The organism is Streptomyces spinoverrucosus (assembly GCF_006539505.1).
Lineage (GTDB): Bacteria > Actinomycetota > Actinomycetes > Streptomycetales > Streptomycetaceae > Streptomyces > Streptomyces spinoverrucosus.
Genome location: NZ_BJND01000081.1, coordinates 14,122 through 34,154 on the forward strand (window position 1 = coordinate 14,122; position 20,033 = coordinate 34,154).

Annotated in this window: 20 protein-coding genes; 11 read left to right on the forward strand and 9 right to left on the reverse strand. The window is 68.2% G+C overall.

The genetic code is table 11. From position 1 onward, the window contains the following. Positions 1 to 15: 15 nt before the first annotated feature. The 8 genes from SSP24_RS37125 to SSP24_RS37155 all read right to left on the reverse strand — a co-directional run bounded on the left by SSP24_RS37125 (position 16) and on the right by SSP24_RS37155 (position 6,833). Entirely contained in the window at positions 16 to 1,428 is a 1,413-nt protein-coding gene (locus SSP24_RS37125; protein ID WP_141314776.1) for a DUF6177 family protein, read from the reverse strand. 89 nt (positions 1,429 to 1,517) lie between these two features. After that, the gene (locus tag SSP24_RS37130; protein ID WP_167529814.1) at positions 1,518 to 2,525 is read right to left on the reverse strand and encodes a hypothetical protein; all 1,008 of its coding nucleotides are present in this window, start codon (positions 2,523 to 2,525) and stop codon (positions 1,518 to 1,520) included. Then, a complete protein-coding gene (locus SSP24_RS37135; RefSeq protein ID WP_229864905.1) occupies positions 2,522 to 4,081 on the reverse strand; it encodes a hypothetical protein in 1,560 nt (519 codons plus the stop codon). The genes SSP24_RS37130 and SSP24_RS37135 overlap by 4 nt, the downstream gene beginning before the upstream one ends. Next, positions 3,985 to 4,800, reverse strand: coding sequence for a hypothetical protein (locus SSP24_RS44540; protein ID WP_229864906.1), 816 nt, complete (start codon positions 4,798 to 4,800; stop codon positions 3,985 to 3,987). Before SSP24_RS44540 ends, SSP24_RS37135 begins: the two co-directional genes overlap by 97 nt. Continuing rightward, complete coding sequence (locus SSP24_RS37140; protein ID WP_141314780.1) at positions 4,797 to 5,183, reverse strand: DUF6507 family protein; 387 nt, start codon at positions 5,181 to 5,183, stop codon at positions 4,797 to 4,799. Before SSP24_RS37140 ends, SSP24_RS44540 begins: the two co-directional genes overlap by 4 nt. 379 nt (positions 5,184 to 5,562) lie before the next feature. Further along, positions 5,563 to 5,808 carry a DUF397 domain-containing protein gene (locus tag SSP24_RS37145; RefSeq protein ID WP_141314782.1) on the reverse strand — a complete coding sequence of 82 codons (246 nt, stop codon included), beginning with the start codon at positions 5,806 to 5,808 and terminating at the stop codon, positions 5,563 to 5,565. After that, the gene (locus SSP24_RS37150) at positions 5,801 to 5,980 is read right to left on the reverse strand and encodes a DUF397 domain-containing protein (RefSeq protein WP_141314784.1); all 180 of its coding nucleotides are present in this window, start codon (positions 5,978 to 5,980) and stop codon (positions 5,801 to 5,803) included. The genes SSP24_RS37145 and SSP24_RS37150 overlap by 8 nt, the downstream gene beginning before the upstream one ends. Before the next feature lie 7 nt (positions 5,981 to 5,987). Continuing rightward, positions 5,988 to 6,833 carry a helix-turn-helix domain-containing protein gene (locus SSP24_RS37155; RefSeq protein ID WP_141314786.1) on the reverse strand — a complete coding sequence of 282 codons (846 nt, stop codon included), beginning with the start codon at positions 6,831 to 6,833 and terminating at the stop codon, positions 5,988 to 5,990. A 195-nt stretch (positions 6,834 to 7,028) separates the two neighbouring features. Between SSP24_RS37155 and SSP24_RS37160 the strand changes: the two genes are divergently transcribed. From SSP24_RS37160 to SSP24_RS37175, 4 genes are all read left to right on the forward strand, one after another. Continuing rightward, on the forward strand, positions 7,029 to 7,472 hold the full coding sequence (locus tag SSP24_RS37160; protein WP_141314788.1) for an ATP-binding protein: 444 nt from the start codon (positions 7,029 to 7,031) through the stop codon (positions 7,470 to 7,472). A gap of 216 nt (positions 7,473 to 7,688) precedes the next feature. Continuing rightward, positions 7,689 to 8,303: a Uma2 family endonuclease gene (locus tag SSP24_RS37165; protein ID WP_141314812.1), complete on the forward strand. Its 615-nt coding sequence runs from the start codon at positions 7,689 to 7,691 to the stop codon at positions 8,301 to 8,303. A gap of 150 nt (positions 8,304 to 8,453) precedes the next feature. Next, complete coding sequence (locus SSP24_RS37170) at positions 8,454 to 9,461, forward strand: C40 family peptidase (protein ID WP_229864908.1); 1,008 nt, start codon at positions 8,454 to 8,456, stop codon at positions 9,459 to 9,461. A gap of 215 nt (positions 9,462 to 9,676) precedes the next feature. Beyond that, positions 9,677 to 10,399, forward strand: coding sequence for a phosphatase PAP2 family protein (locus tag SSP24_RS37175; RefSeq protein ID WP_141314792.1), 723 nt, complete (start codon positions 9,677 to 9,679; stop codon positions 10,397 to 10,399). Between the two features lie 2 nt (positions 10,400 to 10,401). Here the strand turns inward: SSP24_RS37175 and SSP24_RS37180 are convergent, their stop codons facing one another. Then, positions 10,402 to 11,970 (reverse strand): FAD-binding oxidoreductase, encoded by a 1,569-nt coding sequence (locus SSP24_RS37180; RefSeq protein ID WP_141314794.1) that lies wholly within the window; start codon positions 11,968 to 11,970, stop codon positions 10,402 to 10,404. 224 nt (positions 11,971 to 12,194) lie between these two features. On the opposite strand from SSP24_RS37180, the gene SSP24_RS37185 reads away from it, so the two are divergent. The 7 genes from SSP24_RS37185 (at position 12,195) to pstB (ending at position 19,880) form a co-directional block, all read left to right on the forward strand. After that, on the forward strand, positions 12,195 to 12,674 hold the full coding sequence (locus tag SSP24_RS37185) for a hypothetical protein (protein ID WP_141314796.1): 480 nt from the start codon (positions 12,195 to 12,197) through the stop codon (positions 12,672 to 12,674). Positions 12,675 to 13,034: 360 nt separating this feature from the next. Beyond that, positions 13,035 to 14,561, forward strand: coding sequence for a S8 family serine peptidase (locus SSP24_RS37190; RefSeq protein WP_229864909.1), 1,527 nt, complete (start codon positions 13,035 to 13,037; stop codon positions 14,559 to 14,561). A 182-nt stretch (positions 14,562 to 14,743) separates the two neighbouring features. Continuing rightward, a complete protein-coding gene (locus SSP24_RS37195) occupies positions 14,744 to 15,397 on the forward strand; it encodes a dienelactone hydrolase family protein (protein ID WP_141314800.1) in 654 nt (217 codons plus the stop codon). A gap of 365 nt (positions 15,398 to 15,762) precedes the next feature. Further along, positions 15,763 to 16,890, forward strand: a complete 1,128-nt coding sequence (gene pstS / locus SSP24_RS37200) for a phosphate ABC transporter substrate-binding protein PstS (protein WP_141314802.1) — start codon at positions 15,763 to 15,765, stop codon at positions 16,888 to 16,890. 108 nt (positions 16,891 to 16,998) lie between these two features. Then, the gene (gene pstC, locus SSP24_RS37205) at positions 16,999 to 18,006 is read left to right on the forward strand and encodes a phosphate ABC transporter permease subunit PstC (RefSeq protein ID WP_141314804.1); all 1,008 of its coding nucleotides are present in this window, start codon (positions 16,999 to 17,001) and stop codon (positions 18,004 to 18,006) included. Continuing rightward, a complete protein-coding gene (gene pstA, locus SSP24_RS37210; RefSeq protein ID WP_141314806.1) occupies positions 18,003 to 19,058 on the forward strand; it encodes a phosphate ABC transporter permease PstA in 1,056 nt (351 codons plus the stop codon). The genes pstC and pstA overlap by 4 nt, the downstream gene beginning before the upstream one ends. A gap of 45 nt (positions 19,059 to 19,103) precedes the next feature. Continuing rightward, on the forward strand, positions 19,104 to 19,880 hold the full coding sequence (pstB, locus tag SSP24_RS37215) for a phosphate ABC transporter ATP-binding protein PstB (RefSeq protein WP_141314808.1): 777 nt from the start codon (positions 19,104 to 19,106) through the stop codon (positions 19,878 to 19,880). Positions 19,881 to 20,033 lie beyond the last annotated feature (153 nt).

The window sequence follows — 20,033 nt, forward strand, 5'->3', positions numbered from 1 at the left end:
GACGCCGTCACCCGATCAGTGGCCGCGCTGGAAAAGCTCGTTGAGTCGCTTGAGGAGTTGCCAGGCGGCTGGGTCGGCGCCATCGCCGAGGGGGTAGTGCAAGGCGGGCCGTGCTGTGGCGCCGAGGCGTCTGGGGCGAATACCCGGGGCGGACTCGGCGACCGTATGGCCGAGGCTTTGTACTGCGTCGGGGCCCAGGGTGAAGGAGACCGGGATCGGCGGCGGTTCGTGGTGCGGCGGGGTGGTCAGGTCGGCGCGAGCCAGGCGCAGGTGGGTGAGCATCGAGGTCAGACGATGGCGCGTGGCCAGGGTCTCGGCCAGTTCGGGCAGGACGCCGAGGGGCGGGGTCTGGCCTGCGGGGTAGCCGACGGCGAGGGTGATGTGTTCCTCGACACCGGCGGGGGTGTGGGTGATTCGGAAAGCGGTGATGGCAGGGCGGTCAGGGGCGCCGACGGCCACCAGCCACGTCGGAGTGGCCTTCTGGGCGTGTGTGCGGGCCAGTTCTGTCAACTGCCTCGCGGACCACGGCAGGTTGACGGGCTCGGCGGTGGACCAGCCGGCCGGTGGCGTACCGGTGAGAATCTGCCAGCAGGCTTCCAGGGCGCCGCCGAGCAGGAGGTTTTCGTCGGCGGGGTGGGTGGTGCGGATGGTCAGCAGAAGTTGGCGCTCACCCTTGGTGTCGGGAGCGGGTGCGGTGAAGGAGTCCGCGAGCCGTGCGCCGTTGTCTGTGGTCGCGGTCGGCGTGAAGTGCCCGTCGTGCCAGTGCAGTACGACGCCGGTGAGCCCGTCGTAGAAGCAGCCTTCCGTGTCCCGGACGACCCAGCGGGCCGGTAGGCCGGTGAGCAGGGTGCGGGCGGGGAGGGTGAGATGAGTGCTGGGCGGGGTGACGATCTGCAGTTCCCTGCCCGATGCGACGGTGCTCTGGAGGAGGTCGGTCAGCGACGTTGTCGCCGCGACGGTTGGACGGTCCTGGAAGACCACAGCCGCTCGGTCGGTGAGGATATCGACGCCCGGTCGATGACCGGGGGCGGGAGGCTCACCACCTTGGCTGGAAACCGTGACGACTTCCGTGTGGGCGGCGGTCGGCGGCCAGGTGGTGCCGCCCAGCACCGCGGTCAGCCGCCCCGCCACCGAGCCGGCCAGCTGGCCGGCCGCTTTGACCGCCGTGGTTGCCCGCACCTCGGTCCACCACATTGGAGCCTCGGCCCGCACGCCCTCACCGAACAACCGGCTTACCTCACCTGGCACTTGGATGAGAATCGGTACTTCGACGGTCAGCAAGGGGACGCCGTCAGACGTGTGCAGCTGGATGGCGGCACCCTCGGAAACACTGTCCACGCGCAGACTGGGTCCGCCCGCGTACAGTCCCGCGAGCAGGGTCTGGTTGTCCGGTGCCTTCGGCGTGAGGGCAACGACGTCGTGAGTCACAGGATTCCTAAAAGCGGTGGGCGGCCATCTGAGGACAGGGAGATCCGGCGTTGGTGAGACTCACGCCTCGCCAACACCACGTGGCCTGTTCACTCTCGTCCTGAGAGATCTTGCAGATCCTCCAACGAGGGTGCCGTCCGCAGCGAGCCTGCAACGACGGTTCCCGACCGCGAGTCGCCCTGCCACGCCGCGAGTTCATGCAGCGCGGCGGACGGGGACAGACGGCGGCGTTTGGCCTCGCTCAGGCGTGCCAGCCATTCCTTTGCGGCGTCGAGGGCGATATCCCCGGCGGGCGTACGCGGCTCGTAACCTGCCGCATCGTCGCGGTCCGACGCCCAGAGGTAACCAATCACCCGGTCACCCAGCGTCACTTCGGCGAACGCGACGGGCGATTCGGCCTGTGTCTCGAAGCACGGAGAGCCTGGCGGCAGCTGGTTCAGGAGCCGGTCTGTCCGGCGTGGGACTTCGAACATGTACCAGGAATCCAGCAGGTCAGGGTCCTCATCCGGGAGGTCCTCGAAACCGGTCGTGGTCGGAGTGGCGTACAAAGTGGGGTCCGACGGAACGACCTCAGCCCCGGTGATCCGTGAGATCTCCGCGAGTGCCGCAGCAAGGCGAGGAGCGTTTTCCTGCTGGATCCCGGTCTGCCTGTGACCGCGCAGATCGTGGGACATCCAGGCGTCGGAGAAGGTGTAGAGCGTGACCGTTCCAGCGCCGCTGGCCCAGGCGTCGACCGAGATCACGAACATCTTCTGAACGTGACGTGCCTCTCCTGCGCGAAGGCAGACGCCAGGCGTGGCAAGGTCGATGGTCACCAGTCGGGCCTGTGCCAGGTCAACGGATCGCAGCGACTGCGAGAGTTCGTCGTCGGTCCCAGCCGCAGCTACGCGCACCCGCTTCAGATCGAGCAGGAACTCACCTTCGGTCTTGCCGTACACGGTGATATCCGCTTGAGCGTCCCCTTCGGCGAGACCACCCGCCCGCAGGCCCGCCCATACGGCGAGCACCTCCCGCACGCATCGTATGGCCGCATTGTCGTCCGATCGCAGCGTCTTGGTCTCCCAGGACCAGCTGCCGAGCGGCATCGTCGTAATCACAGAACACCTCGCGGATCAACCTTGGAACCCGGCGGAATCACGATCGTTCCATCCTCCAACCGGAGCACGAACAGGATGCCCTGTCCCTTGTCGCTCTTGACGGGATGCTCACCGCGGTGCACCTGGAGAAGCTCCTCCGGGATCCCCCTGGCCTGCCACTCGGCAACGGTTCCCTGGCCGTCCACGAGCAGGATCCTGTGGTCGATATCCGACTTCGACAGCTGACCAAGGTAGTCAGCCTTCGCGATGCTCTCGAACGGGTCCTTCGGGTTGTCCAGCCGCTTCAGCTGATACCCCCAGCTCTCTCCCGCCTCGTCCACGACACGCACGTCGACATCTGCCTTGATCGCTGCGTCCTTCTGCTCGAATGCGATGTCGCGCAGACCGCTTCTGTAGAACTGTTCGCCGAGTCGGATCTGATCGACGGCACGCGGAACCGGGTGTGGGTTGCCGGAGCCCAGAGTGGAGACCAGATTCCTGAATCCCGGCGACTGGGAGAAACGGCCGGAGCTGATGATCTCGGCGATTTCACTTCCGAACGGATGCTCTCCCAATCGGGCAACGATCCTTTCCACCACCTTGGGCTTCATGGTGTTCCGCGGGATGCTGCGGATTCCCTCTCGCAGCCGCTGCTCTGCCTCGCCCCCCAGTTCCATCGGACCCGACTCGGCCTGGCCACCGCCCGAATGCCCTGCGCTGTCACCGCCATGCCCATCCGGCGTGACATCTCCGCTCCCCGAGCTGCCATCCCCGGACGCCGAGTCGCCATGCCCGGATGTCGTGTCGGCATGTCCAGACGCCGGATGGTCGGAGCCGCCCCCAGAGTGTGAGACCGGACCATTCGCATGACGCCCATCCTGAACGACTTCTCCGGCCTGGCCGTGATGGGTCGAAGAAGTGGCGTCCTGAGCGCCCGCTCCGCCCGGTGCATCGTGGCTGGCTCGTACCGACGAACCGTCGCTCGCACGAGCTGTGGCTTCGTCGGTGCGAGCGCCCGCACCGACCAGCTCGTGGTCGCGCGGGGGCCCGACTGCGGGGGGCCGCTCGGCAGCCGACGGTTCGTGCGGAGCAGGCGTGTTGTCGGCCACTCCGTTCTTGCTGGGGATGAACTGGCCGTCCGAGATGCGGACTTCGGATCCATCGGCGAGGCGAAGCACGCTGTGGGCGGAATCCGCGGTGGCCGCCGCGTCCGTGGCCGCGCGGACCCCAACGGTCAACTCCGAGATCTTGGGCAGGGTGCGGGACGCAACCCCGACCGTCTTGGCGGCGGCGCCGATCGGGTCGAGGGCCTCACCGACTTTGGCCACGGTGCCCAGCGCCCGGGCGCCGGCACCTGCCTTGCCACCCGCCGACAGACCCTTGGCTGTGGTGCCCAGAGGGCCCGAGCCAAGAGTGAGGCCGTTGAAAAGCACCGTTCCAAAGGCTTTGCCTGGGTTTGTCCCCCAGTCGTCCCAGCCGACTAGCCCCTTGACGAACTCCTTCGCGAGCGGTCGGCTCTCCTTCGCGAACGGCATGTTCCACGGACCCTTGCCCGTCCGGTCGCCGTGCGGATCCACGCGGCATCTCCGTCCTCCCCCGGACTGAAGAGGTCGACCAAGCCCTCGACCGAGCCAGCGGCGTTGTCCCACAGGCTGATCCCGACCTGCTGCAGGTGGTAGTCGATACCGAAGGGCAGAGCCTCGTGGTGTGCCGGCGTGCCCCACGGGAGCTTGTCCGCCTCGCTCAGCTGCTCTGCGGTGAAGCCGTAGGCGTTCTCCTGCTTGGGGCTGCCGTCGTTGATGTGCCACTGGGTGCCGCCCACCAGTGCGGTGATCTTGTCGGCGCAGGTCACTTCGGCCTGTTGGAAGGCGGCGACGGCCGCGTTCACGCCGTCCCATATCGCCTGGTGCTCGTCTACCTTGTCCTGGTCCTGCTGCCAGTTCCGGAACAGTCCGTCGTCGTCCTTCACCGACTCGACGAACACCTGGGCCTGTCCGCGCAGCGACTCCAGTTGCTTGACGATCTCGGCGGCCTCAACCACGTAGTCGCTCAGCGCGTCGGCCACCGTTTCCAAGTCTGTGGCGAACGACAAGGACTTGTCTCCCACCGCCTGGGTGGTGGCGAACAGATCCGACGCCTCGGGCGCCTGATAGAAGGCGGATAGGCCCTGGAAGCGGGTGTGCACATCACCGCCGTTGTCCCGGATCGCCTTCGCCGCTCGCCGCATGGCGGCGATGTACTGCTGCATGCCGATCAGGTCGCCGGTGAACGTGGGGATCTTGTCCGGGTTGATCACTTGCTGTCACCCGCCCGCTTGCGGGCCGCCTCCAGGAACGCCGTCACGTCCGGGGCGAGACTTGCCTGGTGCTGCGCGTTCCACGCCTGCTCCGTATCCCCGGCCAGATAGGCATTGGTCGCCTCCACCGCTCCGTTCGCGGAGTTACTCGCGCGCAACGGCAGGAACGCCGCGTCCCGCTCGGTGCCCTGGGCGAACTCCCCGAGCGCCACGGCCACCAGGCCCGTCGACTGCTGCTCCCCGCCGAACGACAGCGTGCCAGCCGACTCCATCGCGGCCTGAAGGCTGCTCCCGTACAGCGAGATGCCTTCGTTCATGGCCTCGGCGGCCTGTTCCTTCGGCTGCGTCTCAGCATCACACACCACTGACAACAAGCCGTTCATCTGTACCAGCCCGCTTGTTGCAACAGCAAAGCACTTCTAGCCAAAGGCGTGCTACTCACTCCCGACCTGACCGGAACCTCGGTCGAGGTGGAGGCGAGCCTGCGCAATCTGCTGCTGCATGCCGGCCTCGCATGTCGGCTTCGCCGTCCTCACCACCTTCCTTTTCGGGCCAAGCGCCGCCTGGCTTCCGTCCATGGCCCTGACGCTCATCGCCATGTTGCACGGCCACTCGCAGTCAGGGCCCGAGGTCTACTGGTGGGCCAGCCTGTTGGAACAGCACGTCAGCGAGGGGCCAGTGGGTGGTTGGCGCGATGTTTCTCTGTGCCACTGCCGCTTGCGCGCTCGTGCCGTCCACGCTGCGACGGCGGTTGCGGACCCGCTAGGCCTCGGCTTCGACGCCCTCGACGAAGTGGTCGAACTCGCCCGCCTGTACGCCGAGGACGAAGGCGTCCCACTTGCGGCGGTTGGTCGTGACGACGATGTCCGGGGCGCTGGTTTCGCGGAGGTAGACCGGGGCGTCGCCGTCGTCGCCCTCGCCGAAGGCGATTTCGATCCATGGGCCAGGGCCGGTGGCGTCGGGTGGGGCGGCGCGCTCCCACGTGAGGTTGGGGGGGACTTCAGCCACGGTGCGGGTCGTTCTTGAGGGCGGTGAGGAGGGCTTCGAAGGCGGCCGGGGTGGCCGTGAGTATGGCGTCGGTCGGGTCGCTGCTTTCCGTCAGGTGGATCGTTTCGGTGGTCGTGGCGACGTGGACGCAGGAGTTGCCTTCGCTGCAGTAAGAGGACTTCTGCCAGTTCATGGATTCCTCACAGCTCTCGCATCAGGTTGTGGACAAGGGATCGGGTCTTTTCCGGGCCCAGCGCTACGGCGTCGATCCGTTCGAACAGCGTCCGATATTTGTGTAGCTGGGCCTCGGCGTCGAGAAAAGCGACGCCGTGGGACTGGTCGAGTTGCACGGTGTCCAGCTGCGGCACGGGACCGTACGCGTAGTAGATCGACTGCCCGGATCCTGGGTACGCGCCGGCGTCGAAGGTGATGGCCCGCACGGTGATGTGGCCGCGCTCGCTCATGTCGAGCAGGTACTGCAGCTGCTGCCGGGTGACCGTGGAGCCGCCGACCTTCATGCGCAGGGCCGCTTCGTGGACGATCGCCTCATACGGGGTGGGGTTGTCCTCGCGGTAGAGGATCGCCTGGCGCTTGATGCGGAACGAGAGGCGATGCTCGATGTCGGGCGGCGAGAGCTCGGTGACCGCCTGGCGGAAGATTTCCAGGGCGTACTCGCGCGTCTGGAGGAGACCGGGGATGCGGGCCGTGGTAGCGGCGAGCAACGACTGGGCGTGGTGTTCCAGTTCGGCAAGGTCGAGGAGTGAGCTGGGCAGGAGTTCCCGGTACTGCTCCCACCAGCCGCGTGTGCGCTCAGAGGTCATGTCGCTGAGCGCCTGAATGAGGGGCTTGTCGGAGCAGTCGTAATGGCAGGCAATCGTGCGCACCCGTTCGGCGCTCACGCCCACACGGCCAGCCTCCATGTTGCTGACTTGCGCCTGCTTGATGCCGAGGAGTTGACCGGCCTCAGTGGAACTCAAGCCTGCCCGCTCGCGCAGTTTTCGCAGCTCAGCGCCGAAGCGCAGTTGGCGACCCGTTGGATTCCTCACGGGTTTGGCGCCTCCTTGCCGTCACTCACATGGGTGGTAGTGAATAAGATCCCTGCATTTTAGTGAAGGGCTTCACTGCGTCGCGCTACGTTACAACTGGGCCCGCCGCCCAGAAGCGCACCGCCCGACGGGGCGGCATCGACACTGGGCAACCATCCGCACCCCACCAACCCCCCTCAGCGATCGGCGACTTCCATGGCCACCGTATCCCCGCCCTGGGCCTACACCCTCCAACTCCCGCACGATCCACGCGCACCGGGGATCGCCCGCGCAACCCTCCGTACCGTTCTCGCCGCCCACGACCTCAGCGAGCTCACCCCGACTGCCGAACTCGTCGCCGCCGAGCTGCTCGCCAACGCCCACCTGCACACCACCGGCCCCTACGCCCTCCGTCTGCGCTCGGCCGAGCCGGGGCGGCTGCGGGTCGCCGTATGGGACAGCGACCCACGCGTCCCGCCCGGGTTCGCAGTCGACGGCGACCTGCCCGCCGTGCCGCCGGGCGACGCCGAGGGCGGCCGGGGCCTGCATCTCATCCGCTCGTGCGCGGACTCCGTCGGCGTCTCCGTGCTGCGGGAGCTGGGGGTGTCGAAGGGCGGGAAGTTGTTGTGGGCCGAGTGTCAGTGGGGTGGCCTACCGTAATGGGACGTGCTCGGAGCGTGAAGGAGGGGTTCTGTGGGGAAGGTCGAGGAACGACTCGGGAAGACCGCGCGGGCAAGGCGGCTCTGTGACGTCCAGGCGGGAGAGGAGGCCACCCAGTACGGTGGATTTGACGCCGAGCGGGATGTCGGACCTCCCACCGACCCCGCTTGTGTGCCGGAGCCGGACCGGAAAGGACGGAGGACGAGCGCCGTGCCGATGTCGTCCCTGCCGCGGATCCACCCCAAGCCTCGCCCCGGCAACCTGCGCGAAGTCGCCGAGAAGCTCGTGGAAGCGACAGGTCTGCGCGTGCAGATTCTGGGAGGAACGCTCGTGATGTCCCCGACGCCGCGCGGCAAGCACGCGAAGGTGATCTATCTCCTGGAGAAGATGATCAGGCCCGAGCTGCCGCCGGACCTCGTCGCGGTGGAGATGTCGTCCATTGAGATGCCGGACGACCCGGACGACTATGTGACGCCCGATCTCCTGGTGTGCCCGTCGGAGTTCCTGGATTCGGACGACTGGCTGCTCGACCCGCGCGACATCGAGGTCGTCGTCGAGGTGATCTCCCAGTCCGAGAAGTCCAGGGAGATCAGGGACAAGACGGACTGGTACGCAGTCGCCGGTGTGGCCGTCCTTCTGGTCATCGACCCCCGGAAGGGAATCTGGGCCCTGCACACCCGCCCCGACAACGGCGCCTACCGGGACACACTGCCCGGCAAGTTCGGCGAATCCGTGCCCCTTCCGGCACCCCTCGGGTTCCACGTCACGACGGATGATTTCCCGGTGTACGGTCCTTCGCCGCGTCCGCGAGGGACGACGACCGAACGCTGACCCTCTGACAGAGGATCAAGGGCGACCTGTTCGACGATCCTTCTCTGACTCGTGAGCGGTGCCTCGCGCAGGTTCTCTCCGCGTGATCACCCCGAGCCGCAGCCGTCGCCTCTACACTGACCTGGGCGACTCCCGGGCGGCGAGGGGCGGTTGACGGTGCGTAAGGCGTGGGTCGTGGCGATCGCCGCAGCGGGCGCCGGGGTTTCCTTCGTGATGCTGCTTGTCGTCGGGGTGTACGTCGTCGCCGGGGATCTTGTCAACGGTCTCAATGGGGCCGGACGGAAGCTGGCCAAGGGGGCCGTGCCCGCTGCCTATCAGGGGCTTGTACAGGAGTGGGGGAATCTCTGTCCTGCCATCAATCCGGCGTTGCTCGCCGCGCAGTTGTACCAGGAGAGCGGGTTCAATCCGAGTGCGCGGAGTCCGGCGCAGGCGCAGGGGATAGCGCAGTTCATCCCGGGGACCTGGGCCTCGCACGGCATTGACGGGGACGGGGACGGGGACCGGGATGTGTGGGATCCCAACGACGCGATTCCGTCGGCCGCTTCCTACGACTGCACGCTCGCGAAGTACGTGAAGGATGTGCCGGGGGACGCGACGAAGAACATGCTCGCCGCGTACAACGCGGGGGCGTACGCCGTGATCAAGTACGGGGGCGTGCCGCCGTACAAGGAGACCCAGAACTACGTCCGGGTCATCACGAGCCTTCAGGAGAGCTTTGCCGCACCCGTCGGGCGGGTCGATCCGTCCGAGCAGGCCGCCGGGGCCATCCACTACGCGCAGGAGAAGCTCGGGACGCCGTATCTGTGGGGCGGGAACGGGACGGCCGCGGAGGGTGGGCGGTTCGACTGCTCGGGGCTGACCAAGGCGGCGTACGAGAGTGTGGGGATCACGCTGCCCCGGGTCGCCAATGATCAGTACAACGCCGGGCCGCATCCGGATCGGGACGAGCTGCTGCCCGGGGATCTGGTGTTCTTTTCGGACGACCTCACCAACTCCCGCGCCATCCGGCATGTGGGCATTTATGTCGGCGGCGGATACATGATCGACGCGCCTCGGCCGGGTGCCGTGATCCGGTTCGACCCGATTGACACCCCGGACTACTTCGGTGCCACCCGGGTCACGGAAGATGGCGCGAAAGCGCTGCCCTCGGCGGTTTGAGGAGCCCCCGGACAGAGCGTGAACCCTACCCCTGAGCTGCGGCGATGTATCTCTCTTCGATAACGTCTGCGTGATCATTCAGTGGAATGTGGAACGTAGTGACGGAGGCCGTGCGTTCCTGTTGACGTAGCCGGACGCGGATCTACAGACCACGGGGGTGGCAGAGCGGCGCATGCACGGATGCGCCCGACAGACGACGAAGGGGCCGCTGCACCATGGCTGGACTCGCGCAATCCGGGTCGAACCCCGACGTCGAGCTGCTCTACGACATCAATGGCCTGGCCAAGGACGCACCGGGGTGGTTCGACCGGGGCATGGAGTTCGTCGGGGAGTACGGGCTGCTGCTCGCCCTGGTGCTGCTGGTGGTGTGCTGCTGGTGGACCGTGCGGCGGCGCAGCGGGATCTCCGGCGAGGAGGCGGCCGGGTCCGTCGCCGCGCTGGTCTGGGCGCCGTTGGCCGCGGGCATCGCGGTGCTGGTGAACGTGCCGATACGGGGGTTCGTGGAACGGCCCCGGCCCTTCCTGCAGCACGAGGGGCTTGAGGTGCTGGTCTCCGGGAAGACCGACTTCTCGTTCGTGAGCGATCACGCGACCATCGCGATGGCCCTCGGGGTGGGGTTGTTCATCGCTCATCGGACCTTTGGGCTCGTGGGGATCGGGCTGGCGCTCGTCGAGGGCTTCTGCCGGGTGTACATGGGTGTGCACTATCCGACGGATGTCATCGGCGGGTTCGCGCTGGGTACGGCTGTCGCGTTGCTGCTGTCGCCGGTGGCCATGGCCCTGCTGACGCCGGTCACGAAGGCGGTGGAGCGGTCGCCTCGGGTGGGGTGGCTGGTTCGGCGGCGGTCCGTGGTGGAGGAGCGGGAGGCCGTGATCCCGGGGGCTCGGACGGAAGCTTCGGAGGCTTCGGGGGCTGAGGAGCGGGACCTCGCGGCGTAGCCCTAGAGCGCCTGGGGGTACGTGAACACCCGGTTCGGGTCGTACATCCGCTTCAGCTGGGTCAGGCGTGGCGCCGCGTCCCCGTAGTACGCCTTTCGCCAGTTCCTCAGCGTCGGGTCCGTGTAGTTCTGGTACGCCGCTCCCGACGCGTACGGACGCATCGCGCCGTGGGCCGAGGTCAGCCAGGACTGGGCCGTGCTGCCGGACGTGCCCGGGCGCCAGGACGCGATGTACTGGGCCAGCATGCGCGAGCGGCGGTGGACGAAGGCCGTCGACGTGGGGGAGACACGGTTGATCGCGCCGCCCAGGGCCGTGAAGGCGATGCTGCCCGCGCCGCCGCGCACCGACGTCAGCTGGGCCAGCAGGGTGCGGATGCCGGCCGCCGACAGTGAGCGGTCGAAGAAGTCGGAGCGGGCGGCGTACGTCTCGCGGCCCAGCGCGCCCTGGGGCGAGCGGCCGGGGGTCGTGCCGGGGAGGTGGCACTGGGCGTCGGTGGTGAAGGAGGAGCAGCCGGCGTAGACCTCCATCGACTCCTCGTACGAGCGCCGCTTGAGCGAGACGTGGGAGGCCGAGGAGCCGACTCGGGCGGCGAGGCGGTCCACGGCGTTCTGCAGTTCGCGGTAGGTGCCGAGGGAGAAGGCGGCGACCGAGACGGTGGGGGTGCGGCCGGGCGCGCTCGCCAGGTGGAGGGACGACCAGATCTCGTCGGGCTGGTCCGGGCCCCACTCCTGCCAGGCCTTCACGACCGCGGCGGCCTTGCGCCACGGCCAGGTCAGATACGCCGAGACCGCCTGCGGCGCCGGGTGGGTACGGAAGTGCAGTTCCGTTACGACGCCGAAGTTGCCGTTGCCCGCGCCGCGCAGGGCCCAGAAGAGGTCCTTGTGCGTGCCGGCGTCGGCGGTGATCCGCTTGCCGTTCGCCGTGACCAGCGTGGCCTGGGTGAGGCTGTCGCAGGTCAGGCCGTACGCCCGGGAGACGACCCCGTGTCCGCCGCCGAGCACCAGGCCGGAGACGCCGACCGTCGGGCACGAGCCGGCGGGGATGGTGACGCCCTTGGCGGCGAGGGAACGGTAGACGTCGATCAGCTTGGCGCCCGCGCCCACCACGGCGGTGTTGCCGCTCGCGCGGACGCGGTTGAGCTTGGAGACGTCGATGATCAGGCGGCCGTTTCCGGACGACCAGCCGGCGTAGGAGTGGCCGCCGTTGCGTATCGCCACGCGCAGGTCGTGGGCGCGGGCGTAGGCGAGGGTGGTGCTGATGTCGTCCGGGTGGGCGACGTAGGCGACGGCGGCGGGCTTCAGCGTGTCGAAGCGGGTGTTGTAGAGCCGGTGGGCGGTCGGCCAGGAGGCGTCGCCGGGGCGGATCAGGGGGCCGTCGAGGTCGCGGGCGAGCGCCGACCAGTTGGCGGCGGCCGTGGCGGCGGTCGTACGGATCCCGGGGCGCGTCGCCGAGGTGCCCCGGCCCGTGGAGGGGGTGGCCGTGGCGGTGCCGGAACCGCCGCTGCACGCCACCGCCGACGCGATCCCGACGACCGCGGCGGCCCCGCCCCCGATGAACGTACGCCGTTCCATGAGTCCCTCCCGCTCCCACCGCTTACGTGGGAGGAGACGGTTCCTCGGGGGCGCGGGTTCCTCCTCGGCCGGGCCGCCGTACGAATAGGACGACCGAGGTCCACGAGCCGGTCGTTCGAATTGCGGCCGAATCGGTGCGGACTTAACGTCAAGTTCGTCACATTGTGCGACAAAGCGGACACTGTCTGTGTATCCGCTTCCCGCGACGCTCGAATGGAGCATTCATGTCGGTGATGACCGGTACCCAGCCCCTGCAGCAGGTCGGCCCGCAGGCCGGCGGCCAGCAGCAGATCGCCCAGATGGTCCAGCAGGCCATCCAGCAGGCGTGCCAGCAGACGGCCCAGCAGGTCGCGCAGCAAGTGCAGCAGACGTTCCAGCAGATCCAGCAGATCCAGCAGCAGCTCCAGATGCAGCCGGGCATGGCCCAGCAGGCGCACCCGTACCTGGCTCTCGCGCTGCACCGCTCGTTGCACTCGGGCATCCGGCACGCGGTGGAGCAGTCCGTGCAGCAGGCGCTGCCGACCGCGATCGTGACGCTGCTCCAGCAGAGCCAGCAGAGCCAGCAGGGTCAGCAGGGCCAGCAGCCGTGGGGCGGTGGGTTCGGCCAGCAGCCCTACGGGCAGCAGCAGCAGCCGTTCGGCCAGCAGCAGCCGTTCGGCCAGCAGTACCAGCAGCCCGGCTTCGGCTTCGGGCAGATGGGCTAGCCGTTCGGTATCGGCTGACCTGAGGGCGGCGCGATGCGGTGTGCCCCGGGACTGCTCCCGGGCACACCGCATCAGCGTGCGAGCGCGAGCCGCCCCGTCGCCGGATCAGAAGCAGAAGTTACGACGTAGGCGTGGTGAAGGTGGGACGTGATGGTCAAGGAAAGGCCCGGAAACAGCCGCGCGAGCGGGCCGGAGGGCGGCGACGCCGCGGGATCCGAACCCGAGGGCAGGCAAGCGGGGCCACGTGAGAAAGGCGCGCAGTCGGCGCGCCCGGTGCAACCGCGTCGCGAGCGGTACATGGTGACACCGCTGCCGCAGCAGCTACTCCCGCCGGGAGTACCCGAACTCAGCTTTGACGCCATGTGCGATCGGCTGGAGCGCATGCCCGAGGTCAAGGTGATGCGCAGGCTCCAGCCGTCGGAGAAGCTCCGGTCGGGCGGGCCGACCCCCTCCTGCCCGGAGATCGCGGTCGTCGAGGCGGCCGAGGCCCAGGTGCCGGCGATGCGGTCGCTGCACCTGCACATCGAGCCGGACCTGCCGCTGTCCGGCATCGGGCCGGCGGCCACGCCGACCACGGCGATCGTGCCGCTGCGCGATCCCGCACTGGTCGCCTCGCTCGCACAACCCGCGGACATCTCGCTGCGCGTCTGCGGCCCGGAGGGCGAACCGCTGGCCGGCGCGGCGGTGTACCTGATCGGGTCGTCCTGGCCGGGGCAGGGCATCACCAGTGCCGACGGGACGGTCACCGTCACACTGGCCACGGAAACCCCGGAGTCCGTTCAGTCCCTCTATGTCCGGCCCGCCGGCGGCTACGTGGACCGCTGGATCAACCGTCCCGACCTGTCACTGACGGGCGAGAACCTGGTCACCCTCACACCACTGAGCAAGGTGTACCCGGGGCTGGACGAGAGGCAGCCGTACGGCTGGGGCCAGCAGGCCATGCGGCTGGACCGGCTGCCTCCCACGTTCCGTGCCTTCGGCATCAGGGTCGCGGTCATCGGCTCGGGTGTCGCCTCCGAGCACCCGGACCTGAAGCAACGAGCGCGCTCCGGAGTCGACTTCGTCTGCGGCACGGAGGAGGGCTGGGCCCAGGACGCGGTGGGCACCGGCACCCACGCGGCGGGGATCATCGCCGGGGCGGACACCGGCAAGGGCGTCATCGGCATCGCGGTCGACGCCGAGCTCGAGATCTGCCAGGTGCAGCCCGGCGGCCGCTTCAGCGACCTGATCGCTGCGCTGGACCACTGCATCGACCACGAGGTCGACATCGCCCACATCGCGGTGGCGACCCCGTACGCGTCGGCGCTGGTCTCCCGCAAGCTCGCCGACGCCAATGCGGCGGGCATCGCCTGCGTCGCTCCGGCGGGCGACTCGGGAGGACCGGTCTGCTTCCCCGGTTCGCTGCCCACCGTGTTCACCGTGGGTGCGCTCGGAGTCTTCGGATCCTTCCCGCCGGACACCTCCCAGGCCACCCATGTCGGCCCTCAGCTGACACCGGAAGGGCTGTTCGCCGCTCCGTTCAGCTGCTACGGCCCAGGCGTCGACGCCGCCGCTCCTGGCGTAGCGGTCCTCTCGTGCTCGCCGCAGGGCGGATACACGACCTTCGACGGCACCGGGACGGCCTCGGCCCACGTCGCCGGACTTGCCGCTCTCGTGCTCGCCCACCACGAGGACTTCCACGGTCAGCTGCTGCCCCGCGGACCCGGCCGGGTGCAGCACCTTTTCGACATCATCTCCGCCAGCTGCCGCCCCCTGGCCGCCGCGGGCACCATGGATGCGGCCCGCGTCGGCCGCGGCCTGCCGGACGCCCTCGTGGCCCTCCATCTGGCCCCTGGCGTTCAACTCGCCCCGGCCCTGTCCCCCTACGTGCCGACCCTGACCGGATAGGCCCGCTCGGGGCACAGCCAGGCCGTATACAGCCCGAAGTACCTCGTCGTCCCCGGTGTTCCGTCCCGCGTCAGCGGGCGGAAGACCGGGGACGAGATCTTGTGACGGTGGCGCGTACCGGCTCCGTCCTCGGGTAGTCGGGGCACCAAGAGCCCAACGACTCTCACGTTGGGAGAAAGCAGATGATCTCCGACTTGGTACTGGTGCCCGCGAGCGGGGCCCCGCTCGCAGGCGATCTGGTCGTTCCCGGCCCGGTGCGGTCGGTGGTTGTCATCGCCGAGGGCAGTAGCAGCTCTCGGGGCAGCTCGCGCGACCGCGCGCTCGCCGACACGTTCCACCGGGCAGGGATGGGCACGCTCCTCCTCGATCTCCTCACCGAACTGGAGAAGCGGGCAGACGCACGCTCGGCCGGGCATCTCTTCGACGTCCCATTCCTGGCCCAGCGGCTGGTGGCTGCCATCGACTGGCTGGATCAGCGGCCGGAAACCGCTGACGTCCCGGTATGTCTGTTCGGCGCCGACACGTCGGCTCTCCTGGCAGCGGCGGAGCGGCCCCAACGAGTCTCGGCCGTGGTCATCCGAGGCGGGCGTGCGGACCTGACGTACGACGCGCTGCAGGGCGTCCGGGCCCCAGTGCTGTTCATCATCGGCGGCGATGACGAGACGGACCCGCGCATCAACCAGGAAGCGGCCGCACAGCTCAGCGCGCCGAGCGAGGTCCACGTCGTGCGTGGCGCCACGCATCTGTTCCATGAGCCGGGGTCCCTTGAGGAGATTGCCGCTGCGGCTCGGCAGTGGTTCGACTCCCATCTGGGGAGCGGACATCGATCCGCCTGAACCGGTTACCCGCAGTCACCTCTGTCGCCCATCCGTGATGGCCGGTACTGTCACGAGCCGTGTAGGTTTGTTCGGAATGCCGCATATTTTTGTGTCTGATCGGGTTCCTGGGGGTGGACAAGGGTGTATGCGATGGGGTCGGTTCCGGCTGGGACCTGCATGTGCTCTCCCCGTAAGCATTCCGTGACCTAACCACACCGACCGCAGGGGTTCACCCTCCGTTCACTTACGGCCATAGGCGGCTTCACCTGATCTGCCTAATTTCGGCCTTACCGGTGACGGGCGTGCTCGAATACGCGTCCGCACCGACCAGACTTTCGCACGCCGCCGATCAGGACGGCGGCTCCTGGAAGGAACTCCCGAAAGTGAAGCTTCAGCGCATGAACCGGCGGGCCCTCACCCTCGGTGCTCTCGCCGTCTCCGGCGCCCTGGCCCTCACGGCGTGCGGCTCCGACGACACCGGCAATGGCGGTGACTCGGGCGGCGCGACTGCGGCTGCCACCGGCTCCATCGACTGCATGGACGCCAAGGGTCAGATTCTCTCCGACGGCTCGTCCGCGCAGAAGAACGCGATCGACGCCTGGGTCAAGAACTTCACGGCCGCCTGCCCGGACATCCAGATCAACTACAAGGCCGGCGGCTCCGGCGCCGGTGTCACCGCGTTCACGCAGGGCCAGGTTCCCTTCGCCGGTTCGGACTCCGCGCTGGACTCCGAGGAGATCGCGACCACCAAGCAGGTCTGCGAAGGCGGTCAGGGCGTCAACCTGCCGATGGTCGGTGGCCCGGTGGCCGTCGGATTCAACGTCTCGGGTGTCGACAGCCTCGTCCTCGACGCGCCGACCCTCGCCAAGATCTTCGACAGCAAGATCACCAATTGGAACGACCCGGCGATCAAGAAGCTGAACCCGGACGTCGAGCTGCCGGACCTGAAGATCCAGGCCTTCCACCGCTCGGACGACTCCGGTACCACGGACAACTTCACCGCGTACCTCAAGGCCGCCTCCCCCAGCAACTGGAAGTACGAGGGCGGCAAGACCTGGCAGGCCGAGGGCGGCCAGGCCGCCGCGCAGTCCTCCGGCGTTGCCCAGCAGGTCAAGCAGACCAACGGCGCCATCGGCTACTTCGAGCTGTCCTACGCCAAGGACGGCATCAAGACGGTCGACATCGACAACGGCTCCGGCACCCCGGTCAAGGCCACCGTCGAGAACGCCACCAAGGCCATCGCCGCCGGCAAGGTCGTCGGCACCGGCAAGGACATGGCCATGGAGCTGGACTACGCGACCAAGGCCGAGGGTGCCTACCCGATCGTCCTGGTCACGTACGAGATCGTCTGCGACAAGGGCAACAAGGCGGACACCCTGCCCGCCACGAAGGCCTTCCTGAACTACATCGCCAGCGAGGAGGGCCAGCAGATCCTCGCTGAGAACGACTACGCCCCGATGCCCGAGGACATCATCACCAAGGTCCGCGAGACCATCACGGGCCTGAGCTGACCCGAGTGCGGTCCGGGTCCCGCCCCGCGCGGGACCCGGACCGCACCGTCCGGTGCACCGCCGCCAGGAGCCATACGCCGTGTGTGACTCCGCAGACCGGAGAACCCGATGGACATAACAACCAAGAGCACTGACGCATCACCCCCCACACCCCAGCCCACCGTGACCGAGCAGAAGCGCGCGGCACGTGGCGCCACCCGACCCGGAGACCGGATCTTCCTCGGTCTCTCCCGTGGGTCGGGCATCCTGCTGCTGGCGATCATGGCAGCGATCGCCGTCTTCCTCACCTGGCGTGCCGCCCTCGCCATCAGCAAGGACGAGGGCAACTTCCTGACCACCTTCGAGTGGAACACCAACGCGAGCCCGCCGGTCTTCGGTATTGCCGTCCTGGCGTTCGGCACCGTGGTGTCCTCGATCATCGCCATGGTCATCGCGGTTCCGGTCGCGGTCGCCATCGCGCTCTTCCTCACCCACTACTCCCCGCGCCGGCTGAGCGGTCCCATCGCCTATGTGATCGACCTGCTCGCCGCCGTGCCGTCCATCGTGTACGGCCTGTGGGGTGCCCTGATCCTCGTACCGCACATGAACGGCCTCTTCGGCTGGCTCGACGAGTACCTGGGCTGGACCGGCATCTTCTCCTGGGAGGGCGGCGCCCCCCGGTCGATGCTCACCGTGGGCATCCTGCTCGCGATCATGATCCTGCCGATCATCACCAACGTGAGCCGCGAGGTCTTCCGGCAGGTCCCGCAGATGCACGAGGAGGCGGCCCTGGCCCTCGGCGCCACGCGCTGGGAGGTCATCCGGATGGCCGTGCTGCCGTTCGGCCGCTCCGGCGTGATCTCCGCCTCGATGCTCGGCCTCGGCCGCGCGCTCGGCGAGACGATGGCCGTCGCGACCGTGCTCTCCCCGACCTACGTCATTCAGCTGAGCCTCCTCGACCCGGGCGGCGGTACGTTCGCCCAGAACATCGCCAGCAAGTTCGGTGAGGCGACGGAGTTCGGCCGTGACGCGCTGATCGCCTCCGGTCTGGTCCTGTTCGTCATCACCCTGCTGGTCAACGGCGCGGCCCGGGCCATCATCGCCCGCCGCAAGGAGTACTCGGGGGCCAACGCATGAGCACCCTTACCGAAGCGCGCACCAGCACCCTGCGCGGCGCCAGCCTGCCCAAGTGGGCCCCGTGGGCGATCGCCGGCGGCTCCGCCGCCCTCGCGGTGGGCATCGGCATCGTCGGTGGCCTCGACAGCAAGGTCCAGTGGGGCCTGATCGCCGCGATCCTCTACGTCCTCGCCACGTTCGTCATCGCGACGAGCGTCGAGGGCAAGCGGCAGGCCAAGGACCGCCTCGCGACCTCCTTCGTCTGGGTCGCCTTCCTGCTCGCGGTGATCCCGCTCGCCTCCCTGGTCTACGAGACCGTGAAGCGTGGCGTGAAGGTCCTCGACGGCTACTTCCTGACCCACTCGATGGGCCTGGTCGCCGACTCCGAGCCGGGCGGCGGTATCTACCACGCGATCATCGGCAGCCTTGAGCAGGTCGGTCTCGCCACGCTGATCGCGGCGCCGATCGGTGTGCTCACCGCGATCTACCTCGTGGAGTACGGGCGCGGCGCGCTGGCGCGGGCCGTCACCTTCTTCGTCGACGTCATGACGGGTATCCCGTCGATCGTCGCCGGTCTGTTCATCCTCAGCATCATGCTGATCTTCGAGATGCAGCCCTTCGGCTTCGCGGGCTCGTGCGCGTTGGCGATCCTGATGATGCCGGTTGTCGTCCGCTCGACGGAGGAGATGCTCAAGCTCGTTCCGAACGAGCTGCGGGAGGCGTCCCTGGCGCTCGGTGTGCCCAAGTGGCGCACGATCCTCAAGGTGGTCCTGCCGACCTCCCTCGGCGGCATCACCACCGGCATCATGCTGGCGGTCGCCCGTATCGCGGGTGAGACGGCGCCGGTGCTGCTGCTGGTGTGGGGCACCTCGTTCATCAACAACAACCCGTTCGAGGGCCCGCAGCAGGCACTGCCGCTGTACATCTACCAGCAGTACGCGAACAGCGCGGGCTCCGGGGCGGCGTACGACCGCGCCTGGGCGGCGTCCCTGACGCTGATCGCCTTCGTGATGATCCTGAACCTGGCGGCCCGCGGCGTTGCCCGCTGGAAGGCCCCGAAGACCGGTCGCTGACGCGGCCACTCAGCGACCGATTTCTGAAAGAAGCAGTGAATCCATATGGCCAAGCGCATTGATGTCAGCGGCCTCAGCGCCTACTACGGTTCGTTCCGTGCCATCGAGGACATCTCGATGACCATTGAGCCTCGTTCGGTCACGGCCTTCATCGGGCCGTCCGGATGCGGAAAGTCCACCTTCCTGCGCACGCTCAACCGGATGCACGAGGTGACTCCGGGCGGGCGGGTCGAGGGCAAGGTCATGCTCGACGACGAGAACCTGTACGGGGCGGGGGTCGACCCCGTGTCCGTGCGGCGTGAGGTCGGCATGGTGTTCCAGCGGCCGAACCCGTTCCCGACGATGTCGGTGTACGACAACGTGGCGGCGGGGCTGAAGCTGCTGGGGTCGTACAAGAAGTCCCAGCTGGACGACATCGTGGAGAAGTCGCTCAAGGGGGCGAACCTCTGGAACGAGGTCAAGGACCGGCTGAACAAGCCGGGGTCGGGGCTGTCCGGTGGTCAGCAGCAGCGGCTGTGTATCGCTCGGGCGATCGCGGTCGAGCCGAATGTGCTGCTGATGGACGAGCCGTGCTCGGCGCTCGACCCGATTTCCACGCTGGCGATCGAGGATCTGATCGGGGAGCTGAAGGAGCGCTTCACGATCGTCATCGTGACCCACAACATGCAGCAGGCTGCGCGTGTGTCCGACCGGACGGCGTTCTTCAACCTGTCTGCGGTGGGGCAGCCGGGGAAGCTGATCGAGATCGACGACACGGAGCGGATCTTCTCCAACCCGTCGGTGCAGGCGACGGAGGACTACATCTCCGGTCGCTTCGGCTGACGTATCGACTCCTCGCGGTGCTGCATGGCGGTGCCGCCGCGAGGATGAAAAGGGCCCGCCCCTGGCTCCCGGGGGCGGGCCCCCGTCGTTCGTGGGTGGTGCGGGGTGCCATGCCTGCGGCGGCCTGTGTCTGTCCGGTGGGGGTTGCTGTAG

Coding starts and splice junctions, on each gene's coding strand:
- SSP24_RS37140 (WP_141314780.1), bottom strand. CDS start 5,183: ATGAACGGCTTGTTGTCAGTGGTGTGTGATGCTGAGACGCAGCCGAAG.
- SSP24_RS37150 (WP_141314784.1), bottom strand. CDS start 5,980: ATGAACTGGCAGAAGTCCTCTTACTGCAGCGAAGGCAACTCCTGCGTC.
- SSP24_RS37160 (WP_141314788.1), top strand. CDS start 7,029: ATGGCCACCGTATCCCCGCCCTGGGCCTACACCCTCCAACTCCCGCAC.
- SSP24_RS37165 (WP_141314812.1), top strand. CDS start 7,689: ATGTCGTCCCTGCCGCGGATCCACCCCAAGCCTCGCCCCGGCAACCTG.
- SSP24_RS37175 (WP_141314792.1), top strand. CDS start 9,677: ATGGCTGGACTCGCGCAATCCGGGTCGAACCCCGACGTCGAGCTGCTC.
- SSP24_RS37180 (WP_141314794.1), bottom strand. CDS start 11,970: ATGGAACGGCGTACGTTCATCGGGGGCGGGGCCGCCGCGGTCGTCGGG.
- SSP24_RS37185 (WP_141314796.1), top strand. CDS start 12,195: ATGTCGGTGATGACCGGTACCCAGCCCCTGCAGCAGGTCGGCCCGCAG.
- SSP24_RS37190 (WP_229864909.1), top strand. CDS start 13,035: ATGTGCGATCGGCTGGAGCGCATGCCCGAGGTCAAGGTGATGCGCAGG.
- SSP24_RS37195 (WP_141314800.1), top strand. CDS start 14,744: ATGATCTCCGACTTGGTACTGGTGCCCGCGAGCGGGGCCCCGCTCGCA.
- pstC (WP_141314804.1), top strand. CDS start 16,999: ATGGACATAACAACCAAGAGCACTGACGCATCACCCCCCACACCCCAG.
- pstA (WP_141314806.1), top strand. CDS start 18,003: ATGAGCACCCTTACCGAAGCGCGCACCAGCACCCTGCGCGGCGCCAGC.
- pstB (WP_141314808.1), top strand. CDS start 19,104: ATGGCCAAGCGCATTGATGTCAGCGGCCTCAGCGCCTACTACGGTTCG.